Here is a 21214-nt window from a genome sequence, read left to right on the forward strand (position 1 = left end):
CCGTCTGAAAGTTCAGGCTGTTGCATGGTGGTGCAACAGCCTTTTCTATGGGTTGCTTTCAACCTGTTACAAATTGCGTTCCAGCAAATCCAGCATATTTTGCCAAGCCTGTTGGGCGTCGGTTTCGTTGTAGGCCAAATCAACGCCGTTTTTCTCGCCGTTGCGGGTTGCCTGCGGGTTGGTAAAGCCGTGCTTGGCTTCGGGGAAAACATCGATGCGGTAGCGGGCTTTGGCGGCATCCATTTCTTGGCGGAACGCGGCGAGATCGGCGTCGCTGACCAGCACGTCTTTACCGGCGTGTTCGATCAGCAGCTCGCCTTTGATAAAGCCTTCTTGTGCGGGTACCGCCGTAGCGAGAATGCCGTGGAAACTGGTAACGGCTTTCAAATCGTCGCCGCGCCGCGCCATATCAAGCACCACTTTGCCGCCGAAGCAGAAGCCGACGGCGCCGATGCGGTGCGGGTTGACTTCGGGGCGTGCGGCCAATGCTTCAAAGCCCAAGCGGGTGCGCTCGGGCAGGGCGGCGGGGTCGGACAAAACGGCGGTCATCCATTCGTTGGCTTGTGCCGCGTCGTCGGTGAGGCGGGCGTCACCGTATAAATCCATCGCCAATGCCGCATAGCCTTGTTCGGCCAAACGTTTGGCCGCATTTTTGGCATGTTCGGTAATGCCCCACCATTCGGGCGCAACCAATACGCCGGAAAGCCCGCTTACGGCTTGCGCGGGCAGATACAGGGTACTTTTCAAGGTTAGGCCGTTTTCGGTGCGGTATTCCAATGTATGGGCGGTTACGGTCATCGCGGTTCTCCTTTGTATGGTTTTTCAGACGGCCTCAGCTTAATGGAAGCGGTAAGGCGGTTCAAGAGGCGGCAGGGCAAAGTGCTGTAAAACCTGACGGTGTCGATCGGCTTAACAAGTAAATGTGAGCAGTAAACACGTCATGCCCGGCCTTGCTCCGAGTATCTCGAAGTTTCAGTAAGATTGGAAGATACTCGGGTCAAGCACGGGTATGACGGAACAAGAGAAGAAGCCGGTTTATGTGTGCTGATTAAATAGAGGCCGTCTGAAAAACTTTTTCAGACGGCCTCGATAATGGTTACGGGCTTTCCGGCCTGCCAACCGTGTTACGGTTTGGCTTTTTGCCCGCCGCCGTCCGCACCGACTACCACGATATTGATGTTTTCAGGATTCACGCGCCGTTGCCAAGCGGATTTGACTTGTTCGGCGGTAAGGGCGGACACGGCTTTGGGGTAGGCTTCGAGGTAGTCGTCGGGTAGGTTGTAGAATCCGATCAGGCTCAAGTAGCCCAAGAGTTTGGCGTTGGTGTCGAAGCGCAGGGGGAAGCTGCCGGTGATGTTGGCTTTGGCCTGTTTCAACTCGGCTTCGGTCGGGCCTTCTTGGATAAAACCGGCCAGCACTTTGCGGGCGGAGGTCAAAGCGGCGTCTGTGTTCGGCTTTTGTGTGGAGAAGCTGACGGTAAACGGGCCGGCTTCGCCTGAAGGTGCGAGGTTGCTGTATGCGCCGTAGGTGTAGCCGTGTTTGTCGCGCAAATCTTTCATCAGGCGGCTGTCGAAACCGCCGCCGCCAAGCACGTAGTTACCGGCCACCAGCGCGTAATAATCGGGGTCGTGGCGTTTGATTAAAGGCATGCCCATCACGATTTGCGCCTGTTCGCCGGCAAACGGGATACGGCGGAGTGCGGCTTGGTGTCGGGGAACAGCAGGCACGTTTTCCACGGCGCTGCTGCGTGCTGGCAGCCCTTTGAGGGCTTTTGCAACCAAGGCTTCAGTTTGGCGGCGGTTGAGGTCGCCGACCACGGCAACGACGGCGTTGTTTTTACCGTAGCGGCTGCGGTGGAAGGCGCGGATGTCGTCGAGGGTAACTTTGCGGATGCTCTCGACGCTGGTTTGCGCCGAACGCCCGTAGGGGTGGTTGCCGTAATTGAGGCGGGCAAGCGCGCGGTTGGCGATGAAACCGGGGTCGGTTTCCTGCTGTTGCAGGGCGGTAATGCTTTGTTTGCGCAGGCGTTCGAATACGGGTTCGGCAAAGCGCGGTTGGGTCAGCGATTGGTTGAGCAGGGCAACGGCGGGTTGCAGGCTGCCGTTTTTGCTGAGGCTGCGCAAGGTAACGGATGCGCCTTCTTCGCTGCTGTTGCTGTTGAGCGAGGCGGCCAAATCGTTGATGCGGGCGTGGAAGGCTTCTTCGTCGAGCTGCTGTGTGCCGGTGGTCAGCATGGCGGCGGTAAATTCGGCCACTTCGCTTTTGTCGGCCGGGTTGGATGTGCTGCCCGCGCCTTTAAAGCTGATGTTGACATCGACGATGGGGTTTTCATGTCGTTCGACCAGCAATACTTGCGTGCCGTCGGCGGTGTGCCAGCGTTGAATCTTCACGGCGGCTTGGGCGGTTAAGGGCAGTAGGAGCAGGGGGAGCAGGAGTTTGGAAGATATAGACATGATGCGGCTTTCCGGTGTTGCAGGCCGTCTGAAATCTTTTTTCAGACGGCCTGCCTGTTCAATAACGGCTGCGCGGCAGCAAGAGGTGGTGCAGAAGCGGGTGGAGTTTAAACGCCCTGTTTCAGACTGGCTTCGATAAAGCCGTCCAAATCGCCGTCCATCACGGCTTTGATGTTGCCGACTTCGTAAGAAGTGCGCAAATCTTTGATGCGCGATTGGTCGAACACATACGAGCGGATTTGATGCCCCCAACCTACGTCGGATTTGCTGTCTTCCAGCGATTGTTTTTCTTCGTTGCGCTTGCGCATTTCCAATTCAAACAGCTTCGCTTTCAGCATATTCATCGCTTCGTCGCGGTTGCGGTGTTGCGAACGGTCGTTTTGGCACTGAACCACGATGCCGGTCGGGTTGTGGGTAATCCGTACGGCCGAATCGGTTTTGTTGATGTGCTGGCCGCCCGCGCCGGAAGCGCGGTAGGTGTCGATACGCAAATCGGCGGGGTTGATTTCCACTTCAAAGCTGTCATCCACTTCGGGGTAAACGAATACCGAGCAGAACGAAGTGTGGCGTTTGTTGTTGGAATCGAACGGCGAGTAGCGCACGAGGCGGTGGATACCGGTTTCGGTGCGTAAAAGGCCGTAGGCGTATTCGCCTTCGAGCTTGATGGTGGCGCGGTTGATGCCGGCGATGTCGCCTTCGTCTTCTTCCAGCACGTCCACTTTGAAACCTTTGCGCTCGGCATAGCGCAGATACATGCGGTAGAGCATGCCCGCCCAGTCTTCCGCTTCGGTGCCGCCCGCGCCGGCGGTGATGTCGATAAAGCAGTTGTTCACGTCGGCCGGCTGGTTAAACATACGTTTAAACTCCAACTCGCCCATTTGTTTTTCGAGGTTGGCGATGTCTGCCTGCACGGCGGCAAAACCTTCTTCGTCGTTTTCTTCCACCACCATTTCCAGCAGCTCGCGGTTGTCGTCGATGCCGGCGGCGATGTTGTCGAGCGTGAGTACGATGCCTTCGAGCACTTTGCGCTCTTTGCCGATTTCTTGGGCTTTTTTAGGGTCGTTCCACAAATCGGGGTCTTCGGAAAGGCCGACTACTTCTTCCAAACGGTCTTTTTTGCCGTCGTAGTCGAGGTAGCCGCGGATGTCTTTGCTGCGTGCGGCGAGGTCGTTGAGCATACCGTTTAGTTGGTTGACGATTTCGGCTTCAATCATGATGTTCTCTTTATTCGTCTCAATCTTAAAAATCAGGTGCGTATTGTACTGAATTTTATAAGGGCTTGCTATGTGGCTTGGGTGTGCGCCGCTTGGCTTGGCGGGTAACAATTGAGGCCGTCTGAAATGTTCAGACGGCCTCAAAGCACTCATCGGGATTATTTGTTGAGATCAGCGTAATCGATCAGCAGGTAGCGGGCGGGGCGTTGTTTTTTCACGCTGCCTTCGTCGCCCATCAGCAGCAGGCGGGGTTTGCCGTTGACGGTTACGGATTCTACGGCTTCGATGTTTTTCAGCTTCACGTTTTCAGGCAGGTTCAGCGCCACGGGTGCGGATTGGGCTTTGCCGTCCCACGTCCACAACTGCGATTGGCCTTTGCCGTTTTCGCCGGTTACTTCGTTGGCCAACAGGTAGGCTTTGAGTACGGGATCGTAAGTCAGAGAACGGATGCCGCCGCCTTGCAGTTTGAGAACCACCGGTTCGCCGAAGCGCGGTACGGCGCCTTTGCCGAATACGTCGTCTGGGTTTTCAATCGGCACGATCATGCTTAAAGGATCGCGGAACCCGAGCAGCAGGCGCTTGGTGGCTTGGTCGTAGTGCATGCCTTCGACGTTCATGGTGTGGAAGTCGAGGGTGCGGCCGGTTTGTTTTTTGATGCTTTGCAGCAGGGATTGGGCATTGCCGAGTGCGTCTTTCAAATTGGGCGCGTAGCTGATTTGTTCGGCTTTGTTGCCGTTGATCTTAAAGCGCAAAAAGTGTTCGCGGTCGGTAAGGCGCTCGTTTTGCTTGGTTTCGGAATGCGAGCTGACGGTATAAATCCAGCCTTGCGGGTCTTGGGTGAGGGCTTCCAAATCGCTGTGCGGGTGTTTGAAGCTGCCCATCAGTTCGGCATCGGCGGCTTCGTCTTCTTTAACATTGCCGTCTTGCTCAAACGAGAGCAGGTTGAAGGCGCGTTTGGCTTCGTCTTCTACTACCAAAACGCGGCCGTCTGAAAGCTGGATGGCGCCGGAAGGCTCGTAAATGTTTTGCAGGTGGTAGCGGCTGTCGGCTTTATCGCTTTTTTCGGCTTGGCTGTTTTGTTTTTGTTCGGTTTTGCTGTTGCTGCCGCTGTTGTCGGCGCAGGCCGGAAGCATGGCGCAGGCGATCGATACGGCCAGCATACGGCTGAGAATTGAGGGTTTAAACATGATTTTCCTATCCTTTCCGGGGTTGGACAATGTTGTGTGCAGGTAGTTTCAGACGGCCTGCCCGGGCAATCTAACACAGTAAAATTAGTCGGATATTAGCGGATAACGGGGCAGATTCCAAATTGACAGCCGTTTGGGCAGCCGTCTCGGCAGCGGTGGCGGAAGCGTTTACAATCATGCCAGCAAACTTTTACACGTCTTGCCGCAGGGGATTTTTCAGACGGCCGAGATATGCCCGGCCGCTTTGCTATATACTGCCTGATATTTATCTTGATAGCATGAAACGCGTAACGGAATGAATGGATTATGTGGGAAACCATACACCAATATATTGAAAACGGGCCGGTAAAGGCCGAAATACTCGAATCGGTGCTGATGATCGTCGGCATACTGATTTTGCGGGGCGTGATTCTGCAAGCCCATTTCCGCAGAAATCCGGCGATGGAAATCGAAGAAAAACGGCGTTGGGTGGTGGTGAGCCGCAACTTCACGCTGATTTTTGCCGTGTTCGGGCTGGCGGTTATTTGGGCGGCGCAAATCCAAACGCTGGCATTATCCATGTTTGCCGTGGCCGCCGCGATTGTGTTGGCGACCAAAGAGCTGATTATGTGCTTGTCGGGCAGTTTGCTGCGCGCATCGACCAACCAGTATTCGGTCGGCGATTATATTGAAGTGAACGGCTTGAAAGGGCGGGTGGTGGACATCAATCTGCTCAATACCCTGATGATGCAGATCGGCCCGCATGCGCTGGTCGGGCAGTTGAGCGGCAAAACCGTCTCTTTTCCCAACAGCCTGCTGCTTTCCCATTCGGTGCAGCGCGATAACGTGTTGGGTATGTATGTGATTCACACGCTGGAAATCCCCGTGCCCATCCATCTCGATTCCGACGCCATCGTGCCCGGCTTGGAAAAGCTGCTGGAGCAGTTGTGCATGCCTTACATCGCCGCCATCGAACGCCAGCTTGAAGAAGTGCAAACGCAGAAACTGTTTATCACGCCCGCAGCGCAACCGCGCATCACCCGCGTGCCGCATGATGACAAGGTGTATCACATCGTCGTGCGCTTTGCCTCGCCCTTGCAGAAGCGTTTGGAAATCCAGCAGGCTTTGTTGGACGAGTTTATCCGCATTCAGCATAAGCTGTTGAACCCGTAACATCAATAAAGAAACCGCAACCCGACCCAATCCGCCATGCTACCCGCCTTTCTCCCGCCCTCGGTTCAGCCGGAAGATTTAAACGACTTTATCCGCAGCCTGAACATGTTTGCGCCTGTATTGCAGGTGCTGCCCAGCACGGTGTTTTTTGTGAAAAACACGCGGGCGGAGTATGCCTATGCCAACGATACGCTGCTGCACCGCTTGCAACTGCCGGATATGGCGGCTTTGATCGGCAAAACGTCGGAAGATCTGTTTCAGTCGGAATGGGGGCAGCGCTATACGCAGCAGGACAGGGAAGTGCTGAGCGGGGGCAAAACCATCAGCAACAAGCTGGAGCTGCATACTTATGCTTCGGGCGAATTGGGCTGGTGTATCACGCATAAGATGCCCGTGCGCAATCCGCAGGGCGAGATTATCGCGATGCTGGGTGTGTCGGTGGACGTGGAAACCAACGACAGCAACCGCCCCGAGCTGAACAAAAAAATCGCGCTGATTGAAAAATACATTGCCGGCCATTTTGACCAAAGCATCAAAATGAAAGACTTGGAAGCCGTTTCCCGCCTTTCCACCGCCCAAATCGAACGGTATTTCAAAAAGATTTTCCACATCACGCCTTCGCAATATATTCAAAAAGTGCGCATTGAGGCGGCAATGGCGATGCTGGAAACGGGCTTGTCGGTAACGGAAATTTCCGCCCGTTGCGGCTATTCCGACCACAGCGCGTTTACGCGGCAGTTTAAGGCGCTGGTGGGTTTGTCGCCGTCTGAATTTAAGAAATCGAGATAACGTCGGAAGTATAGAAATGCCTGTCTGAAAACTGTTTTTCAGACAGGCATTTTGTTGTGTGCGAGCTGTTCGTGAATCAATTGGCTCAATATTGCATTCGTCATACTCGGGCTTGACCCGAGTATCTCGAATTCCAGTAATGTTGGGGGATACTCTGGTCAAGCTCGGGTATGACGGCTCTGTGATTTAACTGTGGGTATGCCCATTTCTGCACAAAAAACGGGAAATTCATCAAGACGGCGGCAGCGGCGGTTTTGTAAGGTTAGCGGAAGTTTGTTTAGCGATAGGATTTTGCCATGCCGCATACCGAATACACTTTTTCCGTGATTGATTCCCACACCGGCGGCGAGCCGACCCGTGTGGTGTACGGCGGATTCCCCGAGCTTTCCGGCAGCAGCCTGCAGGAGCAGTGCGCCGATTTTGCCGAACGTTTCGACCATTTGCGCCGCGCGTTGATTTTGGAGCCGCGCGGTTCGGATGTTTTGGTGGGGGCGTTGTTGTGCAAACCGCAAGACCCCGCTTCTGCCGCCGGCGTGATTTTCTTCAACAACAGCGGCTATTTGGGCATGTGCGGCCACGGCACCATCGGTCTGATTAAAACGCTGCAACACCTCAAACGCATTGATGTCGGCACGCACACCATCGAAACGCCGGTGGGCAATGTGCGCTGCACGCTGCATGAAGACGGCTCGGTGAGCGTGCGCAACGTGCCGGCTTACCGCTACCGCAAAGACGTGTCGCTCAACGTGGAGGGCATCGGCAGCATCACCGGCGATATTGCTTGGGGCGGCAACTGGTTTTTCTTGGTGAACGACCACGGCTGCACCATCGCGCCCGACAATCTGGAGCAGCTTACCGATGTTTCCTGGCGCATCCGCACCGTGCTGAACGAGCAGGGCATCACCGGCAAAGACGGACAGGAAATCGACCATATCGAACTTTTCGGCAAAACCGATACGGCAAACAGCCGCAGCTTTGTGCTCTGCCCGGGCAAAGCCTACGACCGCTCGCCCTGCGGCACGGGCACCAGCGCGAAGATGGCCTGTTTGGCTGCGGACGGTGTGTGGCCGTCTGAAAAAGAATGGATACAGGAAAGCGTGATCGGCAGCCGCTTTGCCGCGTCTTACGAACCGTTTTCAGACGGCCTAATCGTGCCGACCATCAAAGGCGAAGCGCACATTCATGCGGCGGCGGAGATTTTTGTGAACGCAGACGACCCGTTCCGCTACGGAATCGAAACATCATGAGCGGGCAGGTTTTTTCTGCGGCCGTGGTCGGCGGCGGCATCGTCGGTTTGAGCATTGCGCTGGAATTGCAACGCTGTGGCGAAAGCGTATTGTTGCTGGAGCGCGATAACGTGTGTGGCGGCGCGTCTTACGGCAATGCCGGGCATATCGCCACCGAGCAGGTGTTTCCGATTGCGTCGCCCGACGTGCTCAAGCAGCTGCCGAAAATGCTGCTCGACCCGCTCGGCCCGTTGCGGATGGACTGGAAATACCTGCCGAAAATCACGCCGTGGCTGTTCAGCTTGTTGCGCAACCTCACGCCCGAACGCTTCCAGCGCAGCCACCGCGCCCTGATGGCGCTCAACAGCCGCGCTTTGCCGGCATGGCAGGCGTTTGCGCGCGAGTGGGGCGTGGAAAAGCATATCCGCATCGACGGCTCGCTGCTGGTGTGCGAAACCGAAAGCGGGCAGGCGGCGTTGCAAAAGCACGGCAGGGTGTTGAATGAATTGGGCGTGACCAACGAATGGCTCGACCATGCCGGCCTGCACGAGCGCGAACCGGCGCTGGCCGACACGCAACGCGGCGCGCTGTTTTACCCCGATACCGGCCATGTGGTCGATTTGGCGGGCATGGCGGCGGATTTGCAGCGCGCTTTCGTGCAGGCGGGCGGCACGGTGAGTGAACATACCGACGTTTCCGACATCCAATCATTTTCAGACGGCCTGTTCCGCATCATCGGTGGCGGCAAGGCGTTTGAAGCCAAGCGCGTGGTGATTGCCGCCGGTGCGTTTTCCAAGCCGTGGCTGAAAAAGCTGTGCGGCAGCGAAGTTCCGCTCGACACCGAACGCGGCTACCACCTGATGCTGCCGCAAAGCCCGAATATTTTGAACGTGCCGGTGAGCAGCTTCGAGCGCAAATTCATCATGACGCCGATGAACGCGGGCTTGCGCTTGGCCGGTACGGTGGAGTTTGCCGGGCTGGACGCGCCGCCGAATATGGAACGGGCGGAGCAGCTGTTCCGCTTGGCGGAGCCTATGCTCAAAGGCCGTCTGAACCGGCAAGGCGCCGTGCCGTGGATGGGTTTCCGCCCGTCGGTTGCCGACTCGCTGCCGGTAATCGACCGCAAAGAAAACATTTTGCTGGCGTTCGGGCACCAGCATTTGGGGCTGACCCAAGCGCCGCTGACCGCACAACTGGTGAAAGCCCTGTATTTCGGCGAACAGCCTGCCATGGATTTAAGCCCTTACCGTTTTAACCGCTTCGGCAGCTAGAAAGCCCCGTCATACCCGGATCAAGTCCGAGTATGACGAATGTAGTTTTTTTAAATTGATTCACTATTCATCTCAAGAGGAGAAGCATCATGAACATCGAAGGTATTTTAGTTCCCATCGTTACCCCGTTTACCGCCGACAATCAGGTGGACACCGCGCTGCTGGCCGAATTGGTGGACGCGTTTATCGCCAAAGGCGTGCGCGGCATCGTGGCCTGCGGCACCACGGGCGAGTATTACGCTTTGTCGGAAGCTGAGCGCGAAACCGTGTTGACCACCATCGTGAAAGCTGCTGCCGGCCGCTGCACGCTGATTGCCGGTGTCAGCGATATGTCGAGCGAAGTGGCTGCACAACGCGCCGTCCGCGCCAAAGAGTTGGGCTACCACGGCCTGATGCTGTCGGCGCCGCCATACAGCCTGCCGTCGCAACAAGGCATCATCAAACACTTTGAATATGTGGCTTCCAAAACCGACTTGCCGATTATTCTCTACAACTTCCCCGCGCGCATCGGCGTAGAACTCGAATTCGACACCGTGGCGCATTTGGCAAAGCATCCCAACATCGTAGGCATCAAAGAAAGCACCGGCAATTTCTCCAACGCGCTGCGCATGATTCAGGCGAAATTCGACAATTTCCAAGTGGTGTGCGGCTGTGACGACCAACCTTTGGATTTCTTCTTCTGGGGCGTGAAAAGCTGGATTGCCGGCGCGGCCAACGTGTTCCCCGGCGAGCAGGTTGCCCTGTTTAACGCCGCCCAAGCTAAAGATTGGGACAAAGCCCGCCAGATTCTGACCGACCTCTATCCCGCCCTGCATTCGATGGAATCGGGCGACTACAACCAAAAAGCCAAAATCGGCTGCTTAAACGGCACCAAACCCGCCGGCAAAGTGCGCCTGCCGCTGCACAACCTGACCGCACAGGAAGCCGCTGAATTTACGGCTTTGTTGAAATAAGTTTCGAACCGCTTGCCTTGTTACGACTCGTCATACTCGGGCTTGACCCGAGTATCTTTTAAAGTTACCGGAACTCAAGATACCCGGGTCAAGCCCGAGTATGACGAGCGTACTGTTTTTAAGTTGATTCACTATAGTGTGTTCACAAAATATCCAACCTTTCTTGAGAAAGGTTTCCAAACGAAAAGGAGTGTAGATGAAAACCGTTGAACAAATCTTCGAGGCCGCCAAAGCAGGCAGCCTGTGGGCGGGGCATTTGATTCCCAACCACGCCGATTCGGGCAAGAAGCTGGAAAACCGCACGCCCATCGACAATTCCCTCATCGGCTACATTGCCGACGGCAGCGAACAGGATATGGATGCCGCTGTGCGTGCCGCGCGTGCCGCATTTTCAGACGGCCTCTGGGCAGACAAAAGCCCGTCTGAAAAACGCGCGGTGCTGCTGCGTTGGGCGCAATTGATTGAAGAGCATGCCGAAGAGCTGGCCGCGTTGGACTGTATCGACGCGGGCAAGCCCATCAGTGAGTGCATCAACACCGATATGCCCGCCACCATCGAAACCTTTTATTTCTACGCCGAATATGTGGATAAAGCTTTCGGCCGCGTCGCGCCCACCGGCAACGACGCGCTGGGTTTGATTGTGCACGAGCCGGTCGGCGTGGTCGGCGTGGTGTTGCCGTGGAACTTCCCCGCGCAGATGTTTGCATGGAAAGTGGCGCCTGCTTTGGCGGCTGGCAATTCGGTAATTGTGAAGCCTGCCGAGCTGACTTCATTGAGCGCCTACCGCATGGTGCAGCTGGCGCATGAAGCGGGCGTGCCCGAAGCGGCGCTGACGCTGGTGTGCGGCTTGGGCGAAACGGTCGGCAAGGCTTTGGGGGTGCATCAAGATGTGGACATGGTGGCCTTTACCGGCTCTACCGAAGTCGGCCGCTATTTCTTGGAATATTCGGCGCAAAGCAACCTGAAGGAAATCGTGTTGGAATGCGGCGGTAAAAGCCCGCAAATCGTGTTTGCCGATGCGGATTTGGACAAAGCCGTGCCGTCGATTTTGGCCGCCGCATTCTGGAATATGGGCGAAAACTGCAGCTGCGGTTCGCGCCTGATTGTGGAAGAAAGCATCAAAGACACCTTGCTGGTCAAACTTTCAGACGGCCTCAAGCAAGATTGGAAAGTCGGCGATCCACGCCTGCCCGAAACCAACCTCGGCCCGCTGGTGGAAGAGGCGCATTTCGAAAAAGTGTGCCGCTATTTCGATACCGCGCTGGCCGAGGGCGGCAAATTGGTATGCGGCGGCAAAACCGGCGAGGGCTGGTATTTCGAGCCGGCGATTATCGACGGGGTAACCGCAGATATGACCGTGTTTAAAGAAGAAATTTTCGGCCCGGTGCTGGCGGTAACCACATTCGGCAGCGAAGAAGAGGCCGTTCGTTTGGCGAACCAATCGGATTACGGCCTGGCCGCTTCGTTCTACACCTCGAATGTGAGCCGCGCCCACCGCGTTGCCCGCAAAATTCAGGCAGGCACGGTATCGGTAAACGGCTTCTCGGAAGGCAGCATCGCCACGCCGTTCGGTGGCTACAAGCAATCCGGCTTCGGCGGCCGCGACAAAGGCGTGGAAGCGTTTGAGCAGTACACGCAAGCAAAAACCATTTGGTTTGTGGAATAAAAAATAAAGCTCAGGCCGTCTGAAACCGGTAGGTTTCTGCGAAGCCCAAACTGTTTTTTCAGACGGCCTCCGATAACCACACATAACCACAAAGGAGAAAGAGATGGAAAAAATCGTCAATACGCTGGTGGACTATATCTGGGGCAACGGCTTGGTTTATCTGGCTTTGGCCGTCGGCCTGTATTTCACCGTTATCACCAAAGGCGTGCAGTTCCGCTATCTGCCGGAAATGATCCGCCTGTTGAAAGAAAAGCAGGAATCCGGTGCGGGCATTTCATCGTTTCAGGCATTCTGTATGTCGCTGTCGGGGCGTATCGGTGTCGGCAACATCGCCGGCGTGGCCACTGCCATTGCCGCGGGCGGCCCGGGTGCCGTGTTTTGGATGGTGGTAATGGCGCTGTTGGGCGGCGCGAGCGCGTTTGTGGAATCGACTTTGGCGCAGATTTATAAAACCAAAGTCGGCACGGAATACCGCGGCGGCTCGCCTTACTACATCGAGCGCGGCCTAAAGCTGAAAGCCTTCGCCGTGCTGGTGGCCGTGGTGATTTTCCTGAGCTACGGCGTGTTGGTGCCGGGCATTCAGGCCAATACCATTGCAACTTCGTTTGACAACGCCTTCGGCCTGTCTGCATGGATTACCGGCACGGCGGTTTCCGCGATGCTGGCGTTTCTGATTTTCGGCGGCACCAAACGCATCGCCCGCGCCGCCGACCGCATCATTCCGCTGATGGCTTTGGGTTATGTCGGCCTGATGCTGATTGTGTTGGTAACCCATGCCGCGCAAATTCCCGAAACCGTGAGCCTGATTATCGGCAGCGCGTTCGGCACTGACGCGGTATTCGGCGGCATTGTCGGCACCGCGATTTCCTGGGGCGTGCGCCGTGCCGTGTTCTCCAACGTAGCCGGTGCGGGCGAAGCGACGTTCAGCTCGGCTGCCGCAGAAGTGAGCCATCCCGTGAAACAAGGTTTGGTACAAGGCTTCTCGGTGTATATCGATACCGTGATTGTCTGCACCTCAACCGCCATCATGATTCTGATTACCGGCATGTATAACGTGCAGCCGCCCGGTATGGAAACGCCGCTGGTGGAAAACATCCCCGGCGTGGTTGCAGGCTCGGCCTACACGCAGGCGGCCTTGGGCACGGTGTTCGGCGATTTCGGCGGCGCATTCGTGGCGGTGGGCATTTTCTTCTTTGCTTTCACCTGCCTGCTGGCTTACTACTACATCGCCGAAACCGCGCTGCTTTATCTCGACCAAAAGCTGAAATACCCCATTCTCAGCATGATTTTGCGGGTGGTGTTTTTAGCCGTCGTGTTTACCGGCAGCGTGCAGTCCGCCAGCCTGATGTGGGGCTTGGGCGACATCGGCTTCGGCAGCATGTGTTACCTCAACCTGATTGCCATCGTATTCCTGAGCAAACCCGCCCTGCGCGCGCTGCGTGATTACGACCGCCAGAAAAAAGCCGGTCTCGATCCGGTGTTCGACCCGCGTGAGGCGGGAGTGGAGAATGCGGAGTTTTGGATAGAGTATGCACAGCAGCACGGTAAGCGTTGAGGTGCGGTTAAAAATAAGTAGTTTGATACTGAATGTCGTACAACTGAGCCAAATGAGTAAAGGGCATCTTTAAAATAAGACATTTCTCGTTAGCGGTGTGCGATACAGACTTATTTGAGAGGCTTTTATCGAAACCAACCAAACTGCGCATAAGGTGTTTGGGCACAAGCAAAAATAACTACTGCTTAACTTGACATAACTTGCTTTAGGCCGTCTGAAATTTCAGACGGCCTTTTGTCATATGCAAATAGAAAATAAATATTCAATTTGATATATTTCAGTTTAAATAAACGCATCAATCCCGCTTTACTGATTTGAGAAAGTGTCACGATGACCCCGACCCAATCCTACCACCTCAGCTTCTCCCGTTTCAGCCCCTCCCTCTCCGTCGTCTCCTTCACCGCCACCGAAGCATTGAATACGGCCTACCGTCTCGACATCGAACTCACCTCCGCCGATGCCGATTTGCCGCTGTCGTCGTACATCAACCAGGCGGCCAAGTTTACGGTAACGCCGGTAAGCTCTGATGCGTTGGGATTGATTGAGGGAATGATCGCCCCCCAAGCGTTGAAGGAATGGAGCGGTATCATCACTTCCTGCGAGAAGCTGTCGGTATCGGCGGACGAGACCCGCTACCGCATGGTATTGGAACCGCGCATTGCCGCATTGAAGCATCACCGCACTTCCCGTCTGTTTCAAAACCAAAACGTTCCCGACATCATTGCCGCACTGCTGAAACACCACGGCTTCTCCGGCGTCGATTTCCGTTTCAATACCTCACGCGAATACGGTGTGCGCGAGTATGTGACCCAGTATCAGGAATCCGACTTCGCCTTTCTCAACCGGTTGTGCGAAGAAGAAGGCATCTGGTACGCCTTCGAGCAGAATGCCCAATATGGCGAGGTGGCGGTATTCGGTGACGATGCCGCCCATTATTTTCGTGACAACCGTCTGCCGTATGCCTACCGCCCCCACGGCGGATTGGAGAGCATCGGCCGGGAAACGGTGTTTGCCTTACAGGTAAAACACAACCCCATTCTCGAATCCATCCGCGTCGGTGACTACAACTACCGCGATGCCGATACCGACTTATCGTCCCAAGTAACGGCTAAGGGTACGGAGACCGACAGCAGCGTCTTACTCGGCAGCGACAGCCATTGGGGTTTGCATCAAAAGACACCTGAAGAAGCCCAACTTCAGACGGCCTTACTTCAACAACTCGACCACAGTCGCCGTATCGTTGCTTCCGGCAGCGGCAACATTACCGCCCTCAGCCCCGGCCAAGTGTTTCAGACGGCCCCAAGCTTCAGCGAAGCGTCCAACGGCTGGTTGGTAGTGTCGCTTACCCACAGCGGCAGCCGCGACAGCGCATATAGCCATACTTTTACCGCCATTCCCGCCGACAGCATCTTCCGCCCCGAACGCATCACCCCGTTGCCCAAGATTCAGGGCAGCCTTCCTGCCAGAGTCACCAGCCCCGGCAACTACACCTACGCCTATATCGACAATATGGGGCGTTACCGCGTCAAACTGCCGTTCGACCTCGACGAATGGAGCCCGGGCGGAGAAAGCCGTCCCATCCGCTTAGCCAAACCCTATGCCGGCCCCGACTACGGCCAGCACTTCCCGCTACACGAAGGCACCGAAGTGATGCTGTCGTTTGTACAGGGTAATCCCGACAGACCCTACATCAGCGGGGTGATGCACGACAGCTCCCACCCCGACCACGTTCCCGCCGATTGGAACACCCGTAACGTCATCCGTACTTGGGCGAATAACAAACTGCGGATGGAAGACAAACAGGGTCAGGAACATATCAAACTGGCGACCGAATACGGTAAAACCCAACTCAACCTCGGCCATATCGTCGACAGCCAAAGACAGAAGCGCGGCGACAACGGCGAAGGCTTCGAGCTGCGTACCGACAGTTGGGGCGCATTACGGGCGGGTAAGGGTTTATTCATCAGTGCCGATGCCCAGAATCAGGCTGCGGGTCAGGTGTTGGATATGGATGCCGCCATTGCCCAACTCGAGCAGGCAATCTCCTTAGCCAAAAGCCTCAACAAAGCCGCCCATACCGCCAAAAACGAAGCCACCGAGGCCGAAGAACAGGCAGGCCGTCTGAAAGACAGCCTCATACAGCTGCAACGCGCGGGCATCATCCAATCCGCCCCCGACGGCATCGCTACCGCCACCCCGCAAAGCCAACTGCACACCGCCGGCCAACACATCCACCACATTAGCGGCGGCGACACCGACATCAGCGCCGGCCAAAACTTCACCGCCCATGCAGTCAAGAGCGTCAACTTGTTCGCGCAGAGCAAAGGGGCGAAGCTACAAGCCAATCAAGGCAAGGTGGAAATTCAGGCACAGAACGACGAGATGCAGATCAACGCGCTTAAAGACGCCACCATTACCAGCAGCGCCGGTAAAGTGACCATCGCTGCGAAAGACGAAATCCTGCTCACCAGCGGCGGGGCGTACATCAAGATTAAAGACGGCAATATCGAGTTGGGCTGCCCGAAGATGGTGTGGGTGAAGTGTGCGGGGTTTCAGGTGATGGGGCCGAGTTCTGCCGGGGTGAACATGCAAGGTATACCCACCGTTGAAAAGTATGATGAGCAGTTTCAATTACTTTTACCCGATTCTTCCCCTATGCGTTTCGTTGAATACAATATACGGTCGGGAGAGCAGGAAATTACCGGGAAAACCACCTCAAAAGGCATGAGCCAACGCATACACACCGAACAAAAGCAAGAATTAGAAGTTGAATTAAAGTGGGTTGGCTTTACCGCCGACCTTCCATCCGGAGACGCCTGATTATGACAACCCAACTGACTTTCAGCACCGCAGAAACCAATCAAACGCCCGAAAGTTGTGCCACTGCTCAATGCGGATGCCCCACATTTTGGTCGCTTTTACAGCAGAAAAGCTATGTATTGCTTTCTAATCAAACGGTAAAAAATCAATACCATTTAGAAGCATGGTATGAACAGCGCGCCCGCAGGATAGCTGCGGTTTATGCAAGGATTTACCTTGAAACGGACAAAAACATGGGAGCCAATCCGCGCTTGAAAGGCCGCTTTTATTGGATGGGCTTGGGGGCATTCGCTTCCAAAACCGTAGCAGCTACGTTTGATTCTTGGCTGACACGGACAGGTTATCAGGGCAATAAAGTAACCGCCAATTTTTTGGATGCCCCGAAATCGGTACATATTTTTGCCAAAGGCAATTTGTGGCTGTTTATGGATGTGGCACCGTGGCATTGGGCTTGGGCGGTTAGCCCCGGCTCGTTTGAGCAGTGTAAAGGCAGCCGCAATGCCAGCAATTACTCTGCTCCGGTAAAAAAGGCACTTAATGCTTTGCCGTGGGCTTCCACCGCCCTACCCGGGGTAAAGGGGTTTGGACTAACTAAAGAAATTCGGGACGCTTTTGCCTTGCTACCGGAAATTGAAAAACAAAAGCCTTTTTCTTCAGAAAAAATCAAGAAGGATCAATTCACACATCTAAAAATAATTGCGGTACAGGAACAGAAAAACATTTTGCAGAGTATCTGCTGGAACCACCCGTGGATGAAATCGGGTGCGGCGGCACAACGTTTTTGGGGTAGACCGAAAACCTTTATCCGTTTCCACAGTGACTATGAAGAAGAAGCATACGGTGTTTACGAGCAGGACGTAGAAGCTTACGGAGCCGCTGCCGCTTCACTGATGCGTCATGGTGCGATACCCGTTTCCGACAAACAGAAATACAGCCTGCCCGAGCATCCGTATTCTTACGCACCTAAAAATATGAAGGCTGAAGAATATGAAAGCCGAATGGAGTGGATTTTAGATGTGGCCGATAAATATCATCGGTTAATGCAAAATAAAAACGGTAATCGCTATGTTGAAAGCCATTTGCGTATCATAGCGGGTTGGATAAACAGCTCTAAAAAAGGAAAAACTGATGGCTATTCCAATGATCCTCAAGGTAACCAGTAAATATCAACAGACAGTTTTGGCTGTTTTAGTTTTTGTCGTTTTATTATTTTCAGCAGCCTGTCGGGCAGAAAAGGAAAACATCATGCAGCAAGAAGTTACTTTGGAATTGGGCAAAGCGGGGCCGGAAAGTTTCCAACAAGCAGGTGCAATAACAGACAACCGAACATCAGGTAACATTGCAGGTTTTTTAGATTTGAAATGGCGGCCTTCGCAATTGGGTATTGTTTCTATCAAACATAGCAATCATAACCTGACCATCCCTCATACTTTTAAGGCAATGGGAACGGTATGGCCGGAACCTGAAGGCGAGGGAGTTGCCAGTATCGATTTAAACAGCGGCATCAGCGCAGCCGAATTTATCCGCCATCGCGAAGCCTATGATTTATGGGTAAAGCTGATGGAGCAGATTCAAAACAGCGGTTGGCAACCGTTTATTGAATTATCTCAGCCAAGGCTATCGGGTAAAGATGCACTCAGGTATTTTCAGGATAAAGAAAATTTCGGTTTAGGACATGCCATAGATCCTTACATTCTGCCGGATTTTCAAACATGGCTGACAGTAGTTGCCCAAAGAGGCATTTTTACATATTTTCACCTAAATGGTGTTGCAATGAGTATTTCTCTTGATCAGACCGTTAAAGATCAAGAAGATTTAGACCATATCAATAACAAATTAAGCTTTAAGGAATGGGGGCAGTATATGATGCGTATTACCTTCGATACCGTACGTTACAGTACCCGTAACGCAATACATAACCAATTCATTCCTGATTCTTTCGATATTGAAGAAACACAAGCAGCCATCAAAAAAATCAACGCCGACTTACCGACTTACTTAAAACGCTATCAGAATATAGAGCTTTCCAAACGTAAGCAGGAAGAAGAAAGACTGGCTAAATCAGGCTACAAAATCGATACGACTTACCAAGACCCCGATCCGTTACCTTATTTGCAGCAAGAACCGAAGTTCTGAGTTTGAGCAAATATGCCTGCTTGGCGGAATGTCGGGCAGGCATTTACTTAAGGCCGTCTGAAACATAATTGTTTGACTAGAGAACTAAATAATAAGGAAAACCCGATGCCTATTCCAATCATCCGCAGGGCAATCAATAAACCCTTGCAGGCAGTTTTCATTGCCTTAATTACCCTTGTTTTATTACTTCCGGCAGCTTGTCGGGCAGAAAAGGAAAATATTATGCAACAAGAAGTTACTTTGGAATTAGGTAAGGCGGGGCCGGAAAGTTTCCAACAAGCAGGTGCAATAACAGACAACCGAACAGCAGGTAACATTGCGGGTTTTTTAGATTTGAAATGGCGGCCTTCGCAATTGGGTATTGTTACTATCAAACATGGCAATCATAACCTGACCATCCCTCATACTTTTAAGGCAATGGGAACGGTATGGCCGGAACCTAAGGGAGACGCCTGATTATGACAACCCAACTGACTTTCAAGACCGCAGAAACCAATCAAACACCCGAAAGTTGTGCCACTGCTCAATGTGGATGCCCTACATTTTGGTCGCTTTTACAGCAGAAAAGCTATGTATTGCTTTCTAATCAAACGGTAAAAAATCAATACCATTTAGAAGCATGGTATGAACAGCGCGCCCGCAGGATAGCTGCGGTTTATGCACGGATTTACCTTGAAACGGACAAAGACATGGGAGCCAATCCGCGCTTGAAAGGCCGCTTTTATTGGATGGGCTTGGGGGCATTTGCTTCCAAAACCGTAGCGGCTACGTTTGATTCTTGGCTGACACGAACAGGTTATCAGGGCAATAAAGTAACCGCTAATTTTTTGGATGCCCCGAAATCGGTACATATTTTTGCCAAAGGCAATTTGTGGCTGTTTATGGATGTGGCACCCTGGCATTGGGCTTGGGCGGTTAGCCCCGGCTCGTTTGAGCAGTGTAAAGGCAGCCGCAATGCCAGCAATTACTCTGCTCCGGTAAAAAAAGCACTTAATGCTTTGCCGTGGGCTTCCACCGCTCTGCCCGGGGTAAAGGGGTTTAGGCTGACCGAAGAAATTCGGAAGGCTTTTGCCTTGCTGCCGGAAATAGAAAAACAAAAGCCTTTTTCTTCAGAAAAAATCAAGAAGGATCAACTTACGTATCTAAAAATAATCGCAGTGCAAGAACAGAAAAACATTTTACAGAGTATCTGCTGGAACCATCCGTGGATGAAATCGGGTGCAGCGGCACAACGTTTTTGGGGCAGACCGAAAACCTTTATCCGTTTCCACAGTAGCTATGAAGAAGAAGCATACGGTGTTTACGAGCAGGACATAGAAACTTACGGAGCTGCCGCCGCTTCACTGATGCGCCACGGGGCGGTACCTGTTTCCGACAAACAGAAATACAGCCTGCCCGAGCATCCGTACTCTTACGCGCCTAAAAATATGAAGGCAGAAGAATATGAAAGTAGAATGGAATGGATTTTAGATGTGGCCGATAAATATCATAGACTGATGATTACAGATAAGGGAAGAGATTATGTTGAAGGCCATCTGAAAATCATAGCCGGCTGGGTAAACGATACCAAGAAAGGAGCAACCGATGGCTATTCCAACGATCCGCAAGGCAACCAATAAACCCTTGCAGGCTGTTTTAATTGCCTTCATTACCCTTGTTTTATTACTTCCGGCAGCCTGTCGGGCAGAAAAGGAAAATATCATGCAGCAAGAAGTTACTTTGGAATTAGGTAAAGCGGGGCCGGAAAGTTTCCGGCAAGCAGGTGCGGTAACAGACAACCGGACGGCAGGTAGCATTGCGGGTTTTTTAGATTTGAAATGGCGGCCTTCGCAATTGGGCATTGTTACCATCAAACATGGCAATCATACCCTGACCATTCCACATACTTTTAAGGCAATGGGTACGGTGTGGCCGGAACCTGAAGGCGAAGGGGTATCCAGTATCGATTTAAACAGCGGCATCAGCGCAGCCGAATTTATCCGCCATCGCGAGGCCTATGATTTATGGGTAAAGCTGATGAAGCGGATTCAAAACAGCGGTTGGCAACCGTTTATTGAATTATCTCAGCCAAGGCTATCGGGTAAAGATGCACTCAGGTATTTTCAGGATAAAGAAAATTTCGGTTTAGGACATGCCATAGATCCTTACATTCTGCCGGATTTTCAAACATGGCTGACTGTAGTTGCTCAAAGAGGCATTTTTACATATTTTCACCTAAATGGCATCGCAATGAGTATTTCTCTTGATCCGACCATCAGCAATCAAGAAGATTTAGACCGCATTAACAGTAACTTAAAATTTACCGAATGGGGTCAGTATATGATGAGAATTACCTTCGACACTACAAGAATGAGTTTGCGTGAACAAATGTATTTAAAGTTTCTGGAAAATCTTCGTGATGAAAAACGAAAAGCAGCTAAACAAGACATTACGAATAACCTTGCCGGATATTGGCGACGCTACCGTTCCTCAGAACTGTTAAAACGTAAACAGGAAGAAGAAAGACTGACCAAATTGGGCTACAAAATCGATACAACTTACCAAGATCCCGACCCGTTGCCCTATTTGCAGCAAGAACCGAAGTTCTGAGTTTAAGCAAATATGCCTGCTTGGCGGAATGTCGGGCAGGCATTTACTTAAGGCCGTCTGAAACATAATTGTTTGACTAGAGAACTAAATAATAAGGAAAACCCGATGCCTATTCCAATCATCCGCAGGGCAATCAATAAACCCTTGCAGGCAGTTTTCATTGCCTTAATTACCCTTGTTTTATTACTTCCGGCAGCCTGTCG

General features: G+C 53.2%; 17 protein-coding genes. 13 read left to right on the forward strand and 4 right to left on the reverse strand.

Features of this window, described 5'->3' with window-relative positions:
• Positions 1-66: 66 nt before the first annotated feature.
• The 4 genes from LVJ85_RS00985 to LVJ85_RS01000 all read right to left on the reverse strand — a co-directional run bounded on the left by LVJ85_RS00985 (position 67) and on the right by LVJ85_RS01000 (position 4854).
• Positions 67-798, reverse strand: a complete 732-nt coding sequence (locus tag LVJ85_RS00985; protein WP_244740675.1) for a dienelactone hydrolase family protein — start codon at positions 796-798, stop codon at positions 67-69.
• Between the two features lie 326 nt (positions 799-1124).
• A complete protein-coding gene (locus tag LVJ85_RS00990; protein WP_370686944.1) occupies positions 1125-2447 on the reverse strand; it encodes a M16 family metallopeptidase in 1323 nt (440 codons plus the stop codon).
• A 113-nt stretch (positions 2448-2560) separates the two neighbouring features.
• Positions 2561-3664, reverse strand: coding sequence for a peptide chain release factor 2 (gene prfB / locus LVJ85_RS00995; protein WP_085355709.1), 1104 nt, complete (start codon positions 3662-3664; stop codon positions 2561-2563).
• A gap of 161 nt (positions 3665-3825) precedes the next feature.
• Entirely contained in the window at positions 3826-4854 is a 1029-nt protein-coding gene (locus LVJ85_RS01000; protein ID WP_244740680.1) for a hypothetical protein, read from the reverse strand.
• Between the two features lie 306 nt (positions 4855-5160).
• Between LVJ85_RS01000 and LVJ85_RS01005 the strand changes: the two genes are divergently transcribed.
• The 13 genes from LVJ85_RS01005 (at position 5161) to LVJ85_RS01065 (ending at position 21011) form a co-directional block, all read left to right on the forward strand.
• Positions 5161-6006: a mechanosensitive ion channel family protein gene (locus LVJ85_RS01005; protein ID WP_244740682.1), complete on the forward strand. Its 846-nt coding sequence runs from the start codon at positions 5161-5163 to the stop codon at positions 6004-6006.
• Positions 6007-6042: 36 nt separating this feature from the next.
• Entirely contained in the window at positions 6043-6795 is a 753-nt protein-coding gene (locus LVJ85_RS01010) for an AraC family transcriptional regulator (RefSeq protein ID WP_244740684.1), read from the forward strand.
• A gap of 296 nt (positions 6796-7091) precedes the next feature.
• Positions 7092-8042, forward strand: a complete 951-nt coding sequence (locus LVJ85_RS01015) for a 4-hydroxyproline epimerase (RefSeq protein ID WP_244740687.1) — start codon at positions 7092-7094, stop codon at positions 8040-8042.
• On the forward strand, positions 8039-9292 hold the full coding sequence (locus LVJ85_RS01020; protein WP_244740689.1) for an FAD-binding oxidoreductase: 1254 nt from the start codon (positions 8039-8041) through the stop codon (positions 9290-9292). The genes LVJ85_RS01015 and LVJ85_RS01020 overlap by 4 nt, the downstream gene beginning before the upstream one ends.
• Positions 9293-9381: 89 nt before the next feature.
• On the forward strand, positions 9382-10245 hold the full coding sequence (dapA, locus tag LVJ85_RS01025; RefSeq protein WP_244740691.1) for a 4-hydroxy-tetrahydrodipicolinate synthase: 864 nt from the start codon (positions 9382-9384) through the stop codon (positions 10243-10245).
• Between the two features lie 196 nt (positions 10246-10441).
• Positions 10442-11911: an aldehyde dehydrogenase gene (locus LVJ85_RS01030; RefSeq protein WP_244740693.1), complete on the forward strand. Its 1470-nt coding sequence runs from the start codon at positions 10442-10444 to the stop codon at positions 11909-11911.
• A gap of 103 nt (positions 11912-12014) precedes the next feature.
• The gene (locus tag LVJ85_RS01035; protein ID WP_244740695.1) at positions 12015-13466 is read left to right on the forward strand and encodes a sodium:alanine symporter family protein; all 1452 of its coding nucleotides are present in this window, start codon (positions 12015-12017) and stop codon (positions 13464-13466) included.
• 330 nt (positions 13467-13796) lie between these two features.
• Entirely contained in the window at positions 13797-16286 is a 2490-nt protein-coding gene (locus LVJ85_RS01040) for a type VI secretion system Vgr family protein (protein WP_244740698.1), read from the forward strand.
• A gap of 2 nt (positions 16287-16288) precedes the next feature.
• A complete protein-coding gene (locus LVJ85_RS01045) occupies positions 16289-17449 on the forward strand; it encodes a hypothetical protein (RefSeq protein WP_244740700.1) in 1161 nt (386 codons plus the stop codon).
• Positions 17415-18422: a hypothetical protein gene (locus LVJ85_RS01050; protein ID WP_244740702.1), complete on the forward strand. Its 1008-nt coding sequence runs from the start codon at positions 17415-17417 to the stop codon at positions 18420-18422. The genes LVJ85_RS01045 and LVJ85_RS01050 overlap by 35 nt, the downstream gene beginning before the upstream one ends.
• A gap of 105 nt (positions 18423-18527) precedes the next feature.
• Positions 18528-18878, forward strand: a complete 351-nt coding sequence (locus LVJ85_RS01055; protein WP_244740704.1) for a hypothetical protein — start codon at positions 18528-18530, stop codon at positions 18876-18878.
• A 2-nt stretch (positions 18879-18880) separates the two neighbouring features.
• A complete protein-coding gene (locus LVJ85_RS01060) occupies positions 18881-20041 on the forward strand; it encodes a hypothetical protein (RefSeq protein WP_244740706.1) in 1161 nt (386 codons plus the stop codon).
• Positions 20007-21011 (forward strand): hypothetical protein, encoded by a 1005-nt coding sequence (locus LVJ85_RS01065; RefSeq protein ID WP_244740708.1) that lies wholly within the window; start codon positions 20007-20009, stop codon positions 21009-21011. Before LVJ85_RS01060 ends, LVJ85_RS01065 begins: the two co-directional genes overlap by 35 nt.
• Positions 21012-21214: the final 203 nt, after the last annotated feature.

This window comes from Neisseria sp. Dent CA1/247, from assembly GCF_022870825.1.
GTDB classification, from domain to species: Bacteria; Pseudomonadota; Gammaproteobacteria; order Burkholderiales; family Neisseriaceae; genus Neisseria; species Neisseria zoodegmatis.

Bases quoted from the DNA above. Each gene is read 5' to 3' on its own strand.
- LVJ85_RS00985 (WP_244740675.1), bottom strand. From the start codon at position 798: ATGACCGTAACCGCCCATACATTGGAATACCGCACCGAAAACGGCCTA.
- LVJ85_RS01000 (WP_244740680.1), bottom strand. From the start codon at position 4,854: ATGTTTAAACCCTCAATTCTCAGCCGTATGCTGGCCGTATCGATCGCC.
- LVJ85_RS01005 (WP_244740682.1), top strand. From the start codon at position 5,161: ATGTGGGAAACCATACACCAATATATTGAAAACGGGCCGGTAAAGGCC.
- LVJ85_RS01010 (WP_244740684.1), top strand. From the start codon at position 6,043: ATGCTACCCGCCTTTCTCCCGCCCTCGGTTCAGCCGGAAGATTTAAAC.
- LVJ85_RS01015 (WP_244740687.1), top strand. From the start codon at position 7,092: ATGCCGCATACCGAATACACTTTTTCCGTGATTGATTCCCACACCGGC.
- LVJ85_RS01020 (WP_244740689.1), top strand. From the start codon at position 8,039: ATGAGCGGGCAGGTTTTTTCTGCGGCCGTGGTCGGCGGCGGCATCGTC.
- dapA (WP_244740691.1), top strand. From the start codon at position 9,382: ATGAACATCGAAGGTATTTTAGTTCCCATCGTTACCCCGTTTACCGCC.
- LVJ85_RS01030 (WP_244740693.1), top strand. From the start codon at position 10,442: ATGAAAACCGTTGAACAAATCTTCGAGGCCGCCAAAGCAGGCAGCCTG.
- LVJ85_RS01035 (WP_244740695.1), top strand. From the start codon at position 12,015: ATGGAAAAAATCGTCAATACGCTGGTGGACTATATCTGGGGCAACGGC.
- LVJ85_RS01040 (WP_244740698.1), top strand. From the start codon at position 13,797: ATGACCCCGACCCAATCCTACCACCTCAGCTTCTCCCGTTTCAGCCCC.
- LVJ85_RS01045 (WP_244740700.1), top strand. From the start codon at position 16,289: ATGACAACCCAACTGACTTTCAGCACCGCAGAAACCAATCAAACGCCC.
- LVJ85_RS01050 (WP_244740702.1), top strand. From the start codon at position 17,415: ATGGCTATTCCAATGATCCTCAAGGTAACCAGTAAATATCAACAGACA.
- LVJ85_RS01055 (WP_244740704.1), top strand. From the start codon at position 18,528: ATGCCTATTCCAATCATCCGCAGGGCAATCAATAAACCCTTGCAGGCA.
- LVJ85_RS01060 (WP_244740706.1), top strand. From the start codon at position 18,881: ATGACAACCCAACTGACTTTCAAGACCGCAGAAACCAATCAAACACCC.
- LVJ85_RS01065 (WP_244740708.1), top strand. From the start codon at position 20,007: ATGGCTATTCCAACGATCCGCAAGGCAACCAATAAACCCTTGCAGGCT.